Annotated in this window: 15 protein-coding genes and 1 pseudogene; 13 read left to right on the top strand and 3 right to left on the bottom strand. The window is 71.7% G+C overall.

Annotated features, from left to right (window positions below; translation table 11 throughout):
- The 4 genes and pseudogenes from OP86_RS10880 to OP86_RS10865 all read left to right on the top strand — a co-directional run.
- Positions 1-1,049, top strand: a pseudogene (locus OP86_RS10880) (hypothetical protein); the annotation flags it as partial.
- Positions 1,050-1,095: 46 nt separating this feature from the next.
- Positions 1,096-1,275, top strand: coding sequence for a DUF6104 family protein (locus tag OP86_RS10875; RefSeq protein WP_030057990.1), 180 nt, complete (start codon positions 1,096-1,098; stop codon positions 1,273-1,275).
- Between the two features lie 191 nt (positions 1,276-1,466).
- Entirely contained in the window at positions 1,467-2,369 is a 903-nt protein-coding gene (locus OP86_RS10870) for a DUF4097 family beta strand repeat-containing protein (protein ID WP_030057989.1), read from the top strand.
- Position 2,370: 1 nt separating this feature from the next.
- Positions 2,371-3,405, top strand: coding sequence for a helix-turn-helix transcriptional regulator (locus OP86_RS10865; protein WP_030057988.1), 1,035 nt, complete (start codon positions 2,371-2,373; stop codon positions 3,403-3,405).
- A 93-nt stretch (positions 3,406-3,498) separates the two neighbouring features.
- Here the strand turns inward: OP86_RS10865 and OP86_RS10860 are convergent, their stop codons facing one another.
- Together OP86_RS10860 and OP86_RS10855 are read right to left on the bottom strand one after the other, a co-directional pair.
- Positions 3,499-4,461, bottom strand: a complete 963-nt coding sequence (locus tag OP86_RS10860; protein ID WP_030057987.1) for a zinc-binding dehydrogenase — start codon at positions 4,459-4,461, stop codon at positions 3,499-3,501.
- A gap of 234 nt (positions 4,462-4,695) precedes the next feature.
- Complete coding sequence (locus OP86_RS10855) at positions 4,696-5,889, bottom strand: NAD(P)-dependent malic enzyme (protein ID WP_030057986.1); 1,194 nt, start codon at positions 5,887-5,889, stop codon at positions 4,696-4,698.
- 585 nt (positions 5,890-6,474) lie between these two features.
- Between OP86_RS10855 and OP86_RS10850 the strand changes: the two genes are divergently transcribed.
- From OP86_RS10850 to OP86_RS10830, 5 genes are all read left to right on the top strand, one after another.
- Entirely contained in the window at positions 6,475-7,404 is a 930-nt protein-coding gene (locus OP86_RS10850; protein ID WP_030057985.1) for an ABC transporter substrate-binding protein, read from the top strand.
- Between the two features lie 408 nt (positions 7,405-7,812).
- Positions 7,813-8,742 (top strand): ABC transporter substrate-binding protein, encoded by a 930-nt coding sequence (locus OP86_RS10845; RefSeq protein ID WP_051829931.1) that lies wholly within the window; start codon positions 7,813-7,815, stop codon positions 8,740-8,742.
- Positions 8,743-8,779: 37 nt separating this feature from the next.
- Positions 8,780-9,754, top strand: a complete 975-nt coding sequence (locus OP86_RS10840) for an amino acid ABC transporter permease (protein WP_051829930.1) — start codon at positions 8,780-8,782, stop codon at positions 9,752-9,754.
- Positions 9,751-10,554 (top strand): amino acid ABC transporter ATP-binding protein, encoded by an 804-nt coding sequence (locus OP86_RS10835; protein WP_051829929.1) that lies wholly within the window; start codon positions 9,751-9,753, stop codon positions 10,552-10,554. Before OP86_RS10840 ends, OP86_RS10835 begins: the two co-directional genes overlap by 4 nt.
- 113 nt (positions 10,555-10,667) lie before the next feature.
- Entirely contained in the window at positions 10,668-11,258 is a 591-nt protein-coding gene (locus OP86_RS10830; RefSeq protein WP_030057981.1) for a CGNR zinc finger domain-containing protein, read from the top strand.
- Between the two features lie 13 nt (positions 11,259-11,271).
- On the opposite strand, the gene sodX is transcribed toward OP86_RS10830, so the two are convergent.
- Positions 11,272-11,634: a nickel-type superoxide dismutase maturation protease gene (sodX, locus tag OP86_RS10825; RefSeq protein WP_078588399.1), complete on the bottom strand. Its 363-nt coding sequence runs from the start codon at positions 11,632-11,634 to the stop codon at positions 11,272-11,274.
- Between the two features lie 267 nt (positions 11,635-11,901).
- Here sodX and sodN point away from each other — a divergent pair, with 267 nt between their 5' ends.
- The 4 genes from sodN (at position 11,902) to OP86_RS10805 (ending at position 14,329) form a co-directional block, all read left to right on the top strand.
- Positions 11,902-12,297, top strand: coding sequence for a superoxide dismutase, Ni (sodN, locus tag OP86_RS10820; RefSeq protein WP_030057980.1), 396 nt, complete (start codon positions 11,902-11,904; stop codon positions 12,295-12,297).
- A gap of 544 nt (positions 12,298-12,841) precedes the next feature.
- Positions 12,842-13,225, top strand: coding sequence for a nuclear transport factor 2 family protein (locus OP86_RS10815; RefSeq protein WP_030057979.1), 384 nt, complete (start codon positions 12,842-12,844; stop codon positions 13,223-13,225).
- A 10-nt stretch (positions 13,226-13,235) separates the two neighbouring features.
- The gene (locus tag OP86_RS10810) at positions 13,236-13,709 is read left to right on the top strand and encodes a GNAT family N-acetyltransferase (RefSeq protein ID WP_030057978.1); all 474 of its coding nucleotides are present in this window, start codon (positions 13,236-13,238) and stop codon (positions 13,707-13,709) included.
- 209 nt (positions 13,710-13,918) lie between these two features.
- Positions 13,919-14,329: an ATP-binding protein gene (locus tag OP86_RS10805; protein WP_030057977.1), complete on the top strand. Its 411-nt coding sequence runs from the start codon at positions 13,919-13,921 to the stop codon at positions 14,327-14,329.
- The last annotated feature ends 126 nt before the right edge of the window (positions 14,330-14,455 follow it).

The following is a 14,455-nucleotide window of genomic DNA, read 5'->3' as shown; positions in this document are numbered from 1 at the left end:
CCACCCCGCTGCCGGCCGCCCCCGCCACCCCGCCGACCCCGGCTCCGGCGGTCCCGGCCGCCCCGGCCACTCCCCCGCCGCCGGCCGCCGCACCGACCCACCCGGCCACCGCACCGACCCACCCGGCCACCGCGGCGCACCCGCTGCAGCAGCCCGCCACGCCCCCGCCCGGCTTCGCACCGCCGCCGCTCGGCGCGTACGGCGCCCCGCAGCCGCCCACCGAGTCGCCGACCGCCCCGCTGCTGCCCTCGCCGCCCACCGTCCGGCTGCAGCCGGAGCCGCCGTCCTTCGACACCCCGCCGCCCGGCCCGGTGGTGAGCTCCGACCCGGCGCCCGGGCCCGAGCCCAAGCGCAAGGGCGGGGTGTCCTGGAAGGTCCTGCTCACCGTCGCCCTGGTGATGGCCGTCGGCGGCACCGCGGGCGGCGTGGCGCTGATGAAGAAACTGGACGACGGCAAGAAGACGGACACCAAGTCGGCCGGCCCGGTCACCGCGAGCCAGAGCCCGAGCCCGAGCCCGACTCCGGAGAAGACGACCTCCTCCACCGCGTCCACCGGTTCCACCGGCGACTCGGTGACGGCCGCGCCCTCGAAGTCCGGCCAGAGCACCGTCTCGGCCCCCGCCCGGCCGACCGGCTACGCGCCGATCCTGGACAAGAAGTCGCTGTCGATCCCGGGCGCCGAGTACACCAGCGACACCTACCGGATCGACCTGGACGCCGGCACCGTGGTGCCGCACTCCGGCGAGCTCAAGTGGGGCCTCGGGGTGTCCAACAACAGCAACGGCAGCAAGGCCAACGCCTTCGCCAGCTACGGGGACGACAAGTCGGACTTCGCGGTGATCACCGAGCCGTCCGTCACCGCCGAGCAGTGCGCCGCCGCGATCGACTCCCGGCCGGACACCGACCTCTCGTACAACCGGGTCGCCCCCGGCCGTCTGCTCTGCATCCGCGACCGGGTCACCCGCAACATCGCCATCGCGGTGATCGAGCAGGCCGACCCGACCACCGGGGCCGCCAAGGCCACCGTCAGCACCTGGCGGGCCAGCTGACCGGTCTATCCTGACCAGGTCACTTCCCATCCGACCGGAGCGAACCGTGTACTTCACCGACCGAGGCATCGAGGAGCTGGAGAACCGGCGCGGCGACGAGGAGGTCACCTTCGAGTGGCTGGCCGAGCGCCTGCGCGAGTTCGTCGACCTCAACCCGGACTTCGAGATCCCGGTCGAGCGGCTGGCCACCTGGCTGGCCCGGCTCGACGACGAGGACGACGAGTGACCCGGTGACGGCCCGACGAGAGGCCCGGGAGGCAACCGCCTCCCGGGCCTCTCGCGCGTCCCGTAGGGGAAACCTCGGGGTCGGGTCGGGGGCGGGTTCCGGGTCCGGGGCGCTTGACTCTCCCAGCACGCGATATATCGTCTTTAGCAGAGGACGCGATACATCGCGATCGGCAACGGGAGGCGGCAGAGATGAGCCAGTGGACGGTCGACGGCCCCGAGAGGATCACCATCGACGAGGCGGTCCGCGCGGTGCACGTGCGGATCATCGACGGCACCGTGAACGTGGTGGCGGCAGAGGGCCCGGCCCGCCTGGAGGTCACCGAGATCCAGGGCGAGCCGCTGCACGTGACGCTGGTGGACGGCGTCCTGACGGTCACCTACAAGGACATCAACAGCTGGGGCGAGTTCGGCGACTGGCTCAAGTCGGTCGGCTCGGTCAAGAGCTTCTTCGGCACCCTCAAGCGCAAGCGGGTCGCCGGTGTCACCCTGACCGTCCCGGCCTCCGCCGAGGTCAAGGTCGGCACCGTCTCGGCCCACGCCACCGTCTCCGGCATCGCCGGGAACGTCTCGGTGCAGAGCGCCAACGGCGACGCCACCCTGGTCGCGCTGAGCGGCCGCACCGACGCCAACACCGTCACCGGCGACGTGGACGCCCAGGCGGTCGGCGGTCAGCTCCGGGTCAACACCGTCTCCGGTCAGCTCACCGTGGTCGCCGGCACCGCCGACCGGGTCCAGGTCAACGCCGTCACCGGCGCCGTCACCCTGGACCTCGACGTCGACGGCGAGGCCGACGTCAAGGTCACCACCGTCAGCGGCCCGGTCGCGATCCGGATCCCCTCCCGCACCGACGCCAAGGTCGAGGCCGGCTCCACCAGCGGCGACATCTCCAGCAGCTTCGAACAGCTCAAGCTGAGCGGCAGCTGGGGCGCCAAGAAGCTGTCCGGCCAGCTCGGCGAGGGCCGCGGCAGCCTCAACGTGACCACCGTATCCGGCGCCGTCACCGTCCTGAGCCGCCCCGAGCCCGAGGACGACGGCCCCGCCAAGGAGCTCCCGGCCGGCCCGGGCAAGCCCGACCTCACCAAGGAGGCCTGAGATGAGCCCCGTGTTCGGCCACGGCCGGCTCCGGCTCTACCTGCTGAAGCTGCTGGACGAGGCCCCCCGCCACGGCTACGAGGTGATCCGCCTGCTGGAGGAGCGCTTCCAGGGCCTGTACGCCCCCTCCGCCGGGACGGTCTACCCGCGGCTGGCCAAGCTGGAGCAGGAGGGCCTGGTCGCCCACAGCACCGAGGGCGGCCGCAAGGTCTACCGGCTGACCGACGCCGGTCGCGCCGAACTCGAAGCCCGACAGGGCGAGTTGGAGGAGCTGGAGCTGGAGATCCGGGACTCCGTGGCACAGCTCGCCGGGGCGATCCGCGAGGACGTCCGGGACAGCGCCAAGGACCTGCGCGAGGAGCTGTGGCAGGCCGCCAGGCAGGCTCCCCGGCCGGACCGCGCCAAGGACGGCGGGGACCCGTGGGCCGGCCCCTGGGGCGACAACGACGCCTGGCAGCGTGCCAAGGAGGAGTTCGCCCAGTTCAAGCGGCAGGCCAAGGAGCAGGCCAAGCGCGCCCGGGAACAGGAGAAGGCCGCTAAGGCCAAGGCGAAGGCCGCCGAGGAGGAGGCCCGCCGGCTGCGCGAGCAGGCCAAGGCCTCGCGCACGGCCGCGCAGCAGGAGGCCCTGCGGATCAAGCGCCGGGTCGAACAGCAGGTGCGCGAGCACGCCGCGAAGGGCGACTGGCCGACCGGGCTGGCCGAGGGCCTGGCCGAGCTCACCAAGGGCCTGTCCGGCCTGGCCGACGCGGCCCGCTGGGGCCACCCGGGCGACGAGCCGGCCACCCCGGGCGAGCGGGTCACCGTGACCCGGATCGACCTGGACGAGGACGAGGCCGCCACCCCGGCCGACCTGCCGTCGTGGGCGCACACCGACCCGGCCGAGGACCCGGCCCGCGAGCTGGAGCGACTGCTCGACCGCTTCCGCGACCAGGTCCGCGACGCGGCCCGGGACGGCGGGGTGAGCACGGACAAGCTGGCCGAGGCACGCTCGGTGCTGGGCGCCGCGGGCGAGCGGCTGAAGCGGCTGCTCGGCTGACGGCCGCCCGGTCGGGGCGCGAAGGATCCGGGCCCGGTGCTCCCGCGGGGAGCGCCGGGCCCCAGGGCGTGTCCGACAAGACGCGCCCTGACGTCAGGGGTTCAGCACGATCTTGCCGAAGACCTCGCCCTTGGCGAGCCGGGCGAAGCCGTCCCGGGCCTCGCTCAGCGGCAGCACCGAGTCGATCACCGGGCGGACGCCGGCGGTGGCGCAGAGCGCGAGCAGCCCGGCCAGCTCCTCCTTGGTGCCCATGGTCGAGCCGACCACCTTGAGCTCCAGGAAGAAGATCCGGTTCAGCTCGGTGGCACTCGGGTTGGGGCCGGAGGTGGCACCCGAGATGACGATGGTGCCGCCCGGGCGCAGCGACTTCACCGAGTGCGACCAGGTCGCCGCGCCGACCGTCTCCATCACCGCGTCCACCCGCGCGGGCAGCCGGGCACCGCTCTCGAACGCCGCGTCGGCGCCGAGCTCCACCGCCCGGCGGCGCTTGGCCTCGTCCCGGCCGGTGACCCAGACCCGCAGTCCGGCCGCCTTGCCGAGGACGACCAGCGCCGTCGCCACACCGCCGCCCGCGCCCTGCACCAGGACGGTGTCACCGGGCTTGACCCCGCCGTTGGTGAACAGCATCCGGTAGGCCGTCAGCCAGGCGGTGGGCAGGCAGGCCGCCTCCTCGAAGCTCAGCTCGGCGGGCTTGGGCAGCAGGTTCCAGGTGGGGACGGCCACCTGCTGGGCGAAGGTGCCCTGGTAGCGCTCGGTCAGGATGGAGCGCGGCTCCTTCGGGCCCACCCCGTGGCCGGTCTGGCCGATCACCGAGTGGATGACCACCTCGTTGCCGTCCTCGTCGACACCGGCGGCGTCGCAGCCGAGGATCATCGGCAGCTTCTCGGCGGGCAGGCCGACCCCGCGCAGCGACCACAGGTCGTGGTGGTTGAGGCTGGCGGCCTTGACCGTGACCAGGCTCCACCCGGGACGGGCCTGCGGCTCGGGGAGCTCGCCCAACTCCAGCCCGGCGAGCGGGTCGTCGGCGTCGATACGTGCGGCGTAGGCAGCAAACATGTCCCGGACGATAGCCGGGACGGCCGGGGCCGGGAACCACGCGTAGGTGTGACGCGCGTCCCGGCCGCGGCGATTTCCCCCGCTCGCCTCCGGGCGCTCGGACCCGCTGCCGACACTCGTCGCTCCGGCGCTCGTGCCTCGCTTGTCGCTCCTCGCTTTCGGCAGCGGCGCGCCCTTCGGCTCGGGGGGAGGCGGGGGAGCGGCCGTCGTGGCGGGCGCGCTCCCCCGACCGCGTCAGATCCGGGCCACGCCCTCGGCCCGGGCGGCCTCGGCGACGGCCTTGGTGACCGCCGGCGCGACCCGCTCGTCGAACGGCGAGGGGATGACCTTCTGCGGCGTCAGCTCGTCGGCCACCACGCCGGCCAGTGCCTTGGCGGCGGCCAGCTTCATGCCCTCGGTGATCCGGCTGGCCCGGACCTGCAGGGCCCCGGCGAAGATGCCGGGGAAGGCCAGCACGTTGTTGATCTGGTTCGGGAAGTCGCTGCGCCCGGTGGCCACGACGGCCGCGTACTTGTGCGCGACCTCGGGGTGGATCTCCGGGTTGGGGTTGGCCATCGCGAAGATGAAGGCGCCGTCGGCCATGGTCGCGACGACCTCCTCCGGCACGGTGCCGCCGGAGACGCCGATGAACACGTCGGCGCCGGCCAGCGCGTCGGCCAGCGAGCCCTTGACGCCCGTGCGGTTGGTCAGCGCGGCGATCTCGGCCTTGACGTCGGTGAGGTCGCCGCGGCCCTCGTACACCACGCCCTTGCGGTCGCAGACCGCCACGTCGCCGATGCCGGCCGCGACCAGCATCTTGGCGATGGCGATGCCGGCCGCGCCGGCGCCGGAGATGACGGCCCGCAGCGAGCCGATCTCGCGGCCGGTCACCTCGGCCGCGTTCCACAGGGCGGCGGTGGTGACGATCGCGGTGCCGTGCTGGTCGTCGTGGAAGACCGGAATGTCCAGGGCGTCCTGGAGCCGGCGCTCGATCTCGAAGCAGCGCGGGGCGGAGATGTCCTCCAGGTTGACGCCGCCGAAGGAGGGCGCCAGCCGGACCACGGTCTCGACGATCTCGTCGACCCCGGTGCAGGCGAGCGCGATCGGCACCGCGTCCACGCCGCCGAACTGCTTGAACAGGATGGCCTTGCCCTCCATCACGGGCAGCGAGGCCTGCGGGCCGATGTCGCCGAGGCCGAGCACCGCGGTGCCGTCGGTGACCACCGCGACGGTGTTGGCCTTCCAGGTGTAGTCGTTGACCAGCTCCGGCTGCTCGGCGATGGCCGTGCAGACGCGGGCGACACCGGGGGTGTAGGCGAGGGACAGGTCGTCCGCGTCGCGCACCGGGACGGTCGCCCGGATCTCCATCTTGCCGCCGCGGTGGAGCGCGAAAACCGCGTCGACCGGATCGTCGGTGTCCTGGGTGCTGCTGATGATCTCCGCTGCCACGATGACCTCTTCGTCATTGTTCTGGCGAGGGCGAACGACCGACGGACAGGACGACCCGTCCGGAAACCGGGAACCGGGTACGCCGAAGCGGACCCGGGGTCGGGGTCGGGGCGCTGCCGTCGGGCGGCGCCCTCTGATGAGGGTTTTATGGGGTCTTGTGTTGTCCGCGTTGTGCTACCGGGCCGAGCCTAGGTCGGACAAAGGCATCGCACCTATGCCTTTTCGTCCTCGTCGCGTGCGGTTCATCGCCGTGCTGTCGCGTCCCAGGGGCTCGGCGTCGGAAGCGCCGGGCTCCGGCGGCGGCAACGGCTTGAGCGCACGCACACCCGCAGGAGTGAACGCAGACCCGAAGGGGATTCGGCACTCCGGATACGGAGCCGCGTGAGGACTTCCGTTCCCGAGAACCCGAGCCTGTCGGGGCTCGTCGGTCTGGTTCGAGCGTTCGGGGGTCACCCGGTACCGAATTCTGACACACCCGCCGCCGGGCCCGGCAGGCCGGGATGGCAGGATCGCTTGTCCGCCATGTGGCGTACACCCCCGCGACACCGTGGCGGCCGCACGTCCCTCCCCTCAGGAGCATCCCTCATGCCTCACCCCCTCCCTGCCCGCCGTCCGGCCCTGGCCGGCGCCGTCCTGGCCACCGCCGGAGCCCTGCTGCTGACCGGTTGCAGCGGCGGCGGGCAGGCCGCCGCGGACGACCCGGTCAAGGACATCCGGGGCAAGCTGCCGAAGGCCCAGCGCACGGCCGGGGTGCTGCGGATCGGCATGGACGTCAACTACACCCCGGTGGAGTTCCGCGGCCCGGACGGCAAGCCGACCGGCCTCGACCCGGACCTCGCCACCGCCCTGGGCAAGATCCTCGACGTGCGGGTGGAGTTCGTGGACACCCCGTTCGACAAGCTGGTGCCGAACCTGCAGGGCAAGCAGTACGACGTGGCGATGTCGGCGCTCAGCGACATCCGCCAGCGCCGCGAGGGCGGCCCGGCGGCGGACGGCAGGCCGGCCGACCCCGGCGTGGACTTCGTGGACTACTTCATCGCCGGCACCTCGATCGTCGTCCCGAAGGGCAACCCCAAGGGGATCAAGTCTCTGGACGACCTGTGCGGCAAGACCGTCGCGCTCCAGCAGGGCACCACCCAGGACGAGATCGTCACCCGCCAGGTGGCGGTCTGCGCCCGCACCGGCCGCCAGCTGACCACGCACAAGCTGGACAGCGACGCCAAGGCGCTGGCCGAGGTCGCCTCCGGCGCCGCCGCGGCCGGTCTGAACGACTTCCCGGTGGCCGCCTACGCGGCGAAGACCACCGACGGCGGCAGCCGCTTCGAGGTGACCGGCGCGCAGTCCACCTCCAACCCGTACGGGATCGCGGTGCGCAAGAGCGACACCGAGCTGCGGGACGCGCTGGCCAAGGCGGTCGACCAGCTGATCCGCAGCGGCGAGTACGACAAGGTCCTCGCCAAGTGGGGCGTCAGCGCCGGCGCGGCGCAGAACGCCGTGGTCAACGGGGGCATCTGAGCGGAGGGCGGCGGGCCTCCGGGCGGAGCACAGAGGGATCTGGATACTTATGCGCAGGGTGACAGGGAGCCGGAATCAGTCCGAATAGCGGACAGTGTGACCCCTTGTTATCCGATTTTGATCTGGATGAGGGCCACCTGACCGTCCTCAGATGGCAGGATTCCCCCCATCTCGGATCGAGCCGACCACTGGTCGAGGCGGTTCGACCACGTCCACCTCGGCGGAGGGTGGCGGACGCAGTACTCGTAGAACCCTGGGCGGTCCCAGCGTCCAGGCACTGCAGAACCCGGCCTTGCACGTACGACGACGTACGACGCACCCGTACAGCGCCGTACGGCTCGCACCCCCGGTGCGCCGCTCCCGCGGCGCGCTCCGCCCGACCTTCTCTCCCAGGAGGAGATCCCCCTCATGACCGCCCGTACCAAGCGCAACCGGCTGTTCGCGGCCGGTGTGGTCGCCGCCTCCGTCTCCCTCGTGCTGACCGGCTGCAGCAGCAGCAAGAGCAGCGAGGGCGGCGGCGCCCCCAACGCCTCTGCGACCGTCAACGAGGTCAAGGCCGACCCCAAGCTGGCCGCACTCGTCCCGGACGACATCAAGTCGGCCGGCAAGCTCGTGGTGGGCGCGGACGCCTCGTACGCGCCGGACGAGTTCAAGGACGACAGCGGCAAGGTCATCGGCATGGACGTCGACCTGGTCAACGCCATCGCCAAGAAGCTCGGCCTCACCGCCGAGGTCCAGGACTCCGGCTTCACCGCGATCATCCCGGGCATCCAGTCGAACAAGTTCCAGCTCGGCATGTCGTCCTTCACGGACAACAAGGAGCGCGAGCAGATCGTCGACATGGTGACCTACTTCAACTCCGGCAGCGCCATCGCCGTGAAGAAGGGCAACCCGGAGAAGATCGACCCGAAGGACCTCTGCGGCAAGAAGGTCGCCGTCCAGACCGGCACCACCCAGGCCGACGAGATCAAGGACACCCGCAACCCGGACTGCGCCAAGGCCGGCAAGCCGGGCGTCCAGAACGACGGCGACAAGTTCGACCTGCAGACCGACGTCACCAACGCCGTCGTGTCCGGCCGCGACCAGGCGATGATGGCCGACTCCCAGGTCGTCGACTACGCGATCAAGCAGTCCGGCGGCCAGCTGGAGAAGGTCGGCGACACCTACGGCGTGGCCCCCTACGGCGTCGCCCTGGCCAAGGGCTCCAAGCTCACCCCGGCCGTCCAGGCCGCCGTCCAGTCGCTGATCGACGACGGCACCTACAAGCAGATCCTCACCAAGTGGGGCGTCGAGGCCGGTGCCATCGACAAGTCGACCGTCAACGGCGCCGTCAGCTGATCCCTCGCCTGCTTCATCTCTCCCCCGAGGCCACACCGTGAACTCTTTGGACAAGGGGACGCCGGAGAAGGGACGGCCTGAGACCATCAAGGCCGTCCCGGTCCGCCACCCAGGACGCTGGGTGGGCGCCGTCGTCATCGCCCTGCTCGCAGCCATGCTGCTGAGTGCCCTCTTCACCAACCCCGCTTTCAAGTGGGACATCGTCGGGCAGTACCTCTTCCACGACAGCATCGTGCACGGCATGGTCGTGACGCTGGAGCTGACCGCGCTCTCCATGCTCATGGGTGTGGTCGGCGGCATCATCCTCGCGGTGATGCGGCTCTCCCCGAACCCGCTGCTCTCCGGCACCGCCTGGGTCTACATCTGGGTCTTCCGCGGCACCCCGGTGCTGGTGCAGCTGGTGTTCTGGAACTTCCTCGGCCTGATCTGGGCCAAGCTGTCGATCGGCGTCCCGTGGGGCCCGGAGTTCTGGTCCGAGTCCACCAACGTCCTGATCCCGACCTTCGTCGCCGCGCTGCTGGGCCTCGGCCTCAACGAGGCCGCCTACATGGCGGAGATCGTCCGCGGCGGCATCCAGTCGGTCGACGAGGGCCAGACCGAGGCCGCCCACGCGCTCGGCATGAGCCGGTTCCAGACCATGCGCCGGATCGTCCTGCCGCAGGCCATGCGGGTGATCATCCCGCCGACCGGCAACGAGACCATCTCGATGCTGAAGACCACCTCGCTGGTCTCGGTCATCTCCCTGGAGGAGATCTTCCGGGCCGGCCAGGTCATCTACTCTCGGAACTACCAGAACATCCCGCTGCTGATCGTGGTCAGCCTCTGGTACCTGTTCTTCACCTCGGTGCTGACCATCGGCCAGTACTACATCGAGCGTTACTACGCCCGAGGCTCCAACCGTGCCCTCCCGCCCACCCCGCTGCAGCGGCTGCGGGGCCTGTTCGCCGGGAAGCCCGCCCCGAAGACCGAGCACGACGTGGTCCCGGGGCTTGAGGGAGGTGGTCACGTATGACCGATCTGACCAAGACCCCCGCCGACTCCGTCGCCTCCGCCGAGCCGATGGTCCGCGCCGAGAAGGTGCACAAGTCCTACGGCCTGGTCCAGGTGCTCAAGGGTATCGACCTGGAGGTCAAGCAGGGCGAGGTGTTCTGCCTGATCGGCCCGTCCGGCTCCGGCAAGTCGACCTTCCTGCGGTGCATCAACCACCTGGAGAAGGTCAACGGCGGCCGTCTCTGGGTGGACGGCGAGCTGGTCGGCTACCGGCAGAAGGGCGACAAGCTCCACGAGCTCAAGGACCGCGAGGTCGCCCTGAAGCGGCGCGACATCGGCATGGTGTTCCAGCGCTTCAACCTGTTCCCGCACATGACCGCCATAGAGAACGTCATCGAGGCGCCGGTCCAGGTCAAGGGCGAGAGCAAGGCCGACGCCCGCGAGCGCGGGATGGCCCTGCTGGAGCGGGTCGGCCTCGCCGACAAGGCGAAGAACTACCCCTCCCAGCTCTCCGGCGGCCAGCAGCAGCGCGTGGCGATCGCCCGTGCGCTGGCGATGAAGCCCAAGCTGATGCTCTTCGACGAGCCCACCTCGGCGCTCGACCCGGAGCTGGTCGGCGACGTCCTCGACGTCATGCGCGGCCTCGCCGAGGAGGGCATGACCATGGTGGTCGTCACCCACGAGATGGGCTTCGCCCGCGAGGTCGGCGACGCGCTGGTGTTCATGGACGGCGGTGTGGTCGTCGAGTCCGGCAACCCCCGCGAGGTGCTCACGAACCCGCAGCACGAGCGCACCAGGGCCTTCCTCTCCAAGGTGCTCTGAACCCGTACCGTCGGCGCCCGGCAGGCAGTACCTGCCGGGCGCCGACGTTTTCCCCAAACGGGTAATAGGCTGGATGCAGTCAGCCCGTTACCGATTCTTCTGGAAGGACCGCCGTGGAGCTCGCCTCGTACGCCGATCTCGCCGTTCGGCTGGTGAACACCGAGGAGCCCGAGCGCGGCACCGACACACTGACGTCCGTGGACGCGGTGCGCGCCCTGTTCTCCGACTCCGCACGGGCCGCCGCGCTCGCCGACGAGTCCGACCTGCCCCGGCTGCGGGCGGTGCGGACCAGGCTGCGCGGGGTCTTCGAAGCCGCCGCCGAGGGCGACGAGGTCCGGGGCGTCGACCTGCTGAACAGCCTGCTGATGGAGTACCCCGTCAGCCCGCTGGTCTCCGGGCACGACTACCTGGACGCCGCCGGGCGGCCGCGCTGGCACCTGCACCTGGCCGACAACTCGGCCACCGCCACCGCGCACTTCAGCGCGGTCGCCTGCATGGGCCTGGCCGTCCACCTCACCGAGCTGGGCGCCGACCGGCTCGGCATCTGCCAGGCCGCGCCCTGCCGCAACGCCTACCTGGACACCTCGACCAACCGCTCCCGCCGCTACTGCTCGGACCGCTGCGCGACCCGGGCCAACGTCGCCGCCTACCGGGCCCGCAAGCGCCAGGAGGCGGAAGCCGCCCTGGGCGGCCCCGGGGCGTAGCAGGACGCAGCGGCTAGACGTCCTCGACCCAGGCGCCGAGGCGGCGGGCCAGGCCCGGCACCCGGGCCAGCCGGGGGGCGAGCAGCAGCCGCTCCAGCCGGCGGCCCGGCGCCAGCCAGGCCGGGCGCGGACGCAGCCGCAGCAGCACCCGGCCGAGCACCAGCTCGTCCGGGACAGCACCGTAGCTGCGGCTGTCGCTGTCCACCGGGCGGTTGTCGGAGAGCAGCCACCAGCCCCCGGCCCGGCGTTCGGCGGCCCGCTTCACCACCAGCAGGTCCTGCTGGAAGGGGTGACGGAAGAGCACCACCGCGCCCGGCCGGACCGGCGCGCCGTAGCGGACCAGCAGCTGGTCGCCCTCGCGCAGGGTCGGGACCATCGACCGGCCCGCCACGTCCACCAGCCCGAACGGCAGCGCGCCGCCGCGGCCCGCCCGTTCCGCACCCCCGGGTTCCGTGCTCCGCGCCACGACTCCTCCTCCGCACCGGTCCGCTCCCAGTCTGCCGTACGGACCGTCACCTGTTCGATGTCCGGATTGGCCCGGTTCACGGTCCGTCTTTTGCCCTAGGCCCACCGCCCGATCGCGAAACCCGGGGGGCGGAAGGGTAATCTCGGGCGCGGGAAGACGATCTAAGGAAGGACTCCCATGTTCTCTCGTCTGTTTGCACCGCGTGCCACCGCTCACGCCCACTGCGACCTGCCCTGCGGCGTCTACGACCCCGCGCAGGCCAAGCTGGAGGCCGAGTCGGTCAAGGCCACCCAGGAGAAGTACCAGGCCAACGAGGACCCGCACTTCCGCGCCCGCGCCATCATCATCAAGGAGCAGCGCGCCGAGGCCGTCAAGCACCACATCTCGGTGCTGTGGAGCGACTACTTCAAGGCCCCGCACTTCGAGAAGTACCCGCAGCTGCACAAGCTGATCAACGACACCCTGAAGGCCGCCTCGGCCGCCAAGGCGTCCACCGACCCGGCCACCGGCCAGGCCCTGCTGGACCTGATCGCCGAGGTCGACAAGATCTTCTGGGAGACCAAGCAGGCCTGAGCCTGACGCGTCGCCACCCGACCGCCCCCGACCGCCCCCGTCCGCACCGCCGGACGGGGGCGGTCGTGCGTTCACGTCCGGTCGCGCCCACCCCGACCCAGGTAGGGCGCGACCCGCAGTGGACGACCCGCTTGTTCGCCGAATACCCACGCTCCCGCTCGCCGTCGGCCTCGCCGCCGCCCTGCTCACCCTCGGGCTCACCCCCTGCGGCGCCCGCTGACCGGCGCGGATTCGCCTTCCCGGGCCCGTCCGCAAGCTCGCGTCGTTCGCCCGGAGGGCGGGCGGGGCGGCGTGGGGGTGCGTGCATCGCAAGGCGGAGGAGGGAGTCCATGCGGTGGGGGCACCTCCCGGCCGAAGGCTGGGGGCCATCGGCGACCGACGACAACGCGGCGAGGCGCGCTTGTGCCCTGGGGGTACCTCCCGGCCGAAGGCTGGGGGAGCGTCGCCCCGCAGACGGGAGCTTGCGGACGGGCCCTGAGGTCGGCGGCGCCGGGCGTAGGCTCAAGAGGTACGAGCCGACGGACCCCGACCGGAGGAGCGAATCATGACCACCATGGCGGCCCCCGTCGCCTTCGACGCCCGCGCGCTGCGCGAGGGCATCGAGCGCTGCGACACCGAGGTCCTCCTGGCGCTCTACGCGGAGGACGCGGAACTGCGCGTGGTCGACCGCAAGACCCAGCCCAGCCATCCCCTGGTGATGCACGGGCGGGCGGAGATCGGCGCCATGCTCGACGACGTCTACGGCCGCGAGATGACCCACAAGCTGGAGCAGGTGGTCGTCCAGGGCGACCACGTCGCCTTCCTGGAGTCCTGCCGCTACCCGGACGGCGTCCGGGTGCTGATGGCCTCCATGGCCGACCTGCGGGACGGGCGGATCGTCGACCAGACCTCCGTCCAGGCCTGGGACGAGCCGGGGCCCGAGCAGTAGGCTCGCAGGCATGATCCGCACCGCCGTCGCCACCGACGTCCCCGTCATCCACGCCATGATCCGTGAGCTAGCGGAGTACGAGAAGGCCCCGCACGAGGCGGTGGCCACCGAGGAGCAGCTGCACGAGGCCCTGTTCGGCGCCGCCCCGGCGCTGTTCGGCCTGATCGCCGAGGACGAGGCCACCGGCGAGCCGGTCGGCTTCGCGGTCTGGTTCCTCAACTTCTCGACCTGGCGCGGCACCCACGGGATCTACCTGGAGGACCTGTACGTCCGCCCGGAGGCGCGCGGCGGCGGCCACGGCAAGGCGCTGCTGCTGGAGCTCGCCCGGATCGCCGTCGAGCGCGGCTACTCCCGGGTGGAGTGGTCGGTCCTGGACTGGAACCGGCCCTCGATCGACTTCTACAAGTCGATCGGCGCGGTGCCGATGGACGGCTGGACGGTCTTCCGGCTCACCGACGAGGCGCTCGCGGCCGCCGGCCGCTGAACGGACCGACGGAGTCCGGAAAAGGGTCTGCCACCCTGCGTCGCAATGCCTTACCATGAGTAACCCCGAACCGGGGTGCGGACGGCAGAACGACGGCGGATCCGCAGCCCGGGCCCCTTCGAGGGCGGCAACACGGGTACAACAGGGGCAGCAAGAGCGGTAACCAGCGGGGTACCAAGCAAGCACAGCGCGCCACCCAGGAGGCAAGGGTGTCCCAGATCGACGGCGATCTCGGTGTTCAGGATTTCGTGGAGGTCCGGCTCCCCGCGGCGGGGGCCTACCTCTCCGTCCTGCGAACAGCGACGGCCGGGTTGGCGGCCCGGTTGGACTTCACCCTCGACGAGATCGAGGACCTGCGGATCGCGGTCGACGAGGCCTGCGCCATCCTGCTCCAGCAGGCGGTGCCGGGCTCCGTACTGTCCTGCGAATTCCGGCTGGTGGGCGACTCGTTGAAGGTGACCGTCGCCGCCCCGACCACCGACGGCAAGGCTCCCGAACGGGACACCTTCGCCTGGACGGTGCTCTCCGCCCTGGCGGGGGAGGTCGATTCCTCGGTCGGCGAGGACAAGACCGTGTCGATCAGCCTGCACAAGAAGCGCGGTGGGTCCGCCGCCCACTAGTCGGGCGCCGCACCCCACCGCACGGACCGCGCAGCACCGAGCAGCACCCGCGCAAGGGCCGTCCGCCGCTCCCCCGCCCGGGGGCCCGGCGGACGGCTCCCGGTACCGCCCCGCGCGGTACGACCA

It is taken from the genome of Streptomyces novaecaesareae, assembly GCF_000716875.1.
Classification (GTDB): Bacteria; Actinomycetota; Actinomycetes; order Streptomycetales; family Streptomycetaceae; genus Kitasatospora; species Kitasatospora novaecaesareae.
The sequence above is the reverse complement of the archived record's forward strand: the minus strand, read 5'-3'. Positions and strand labels throughout refer to the sequence as shown.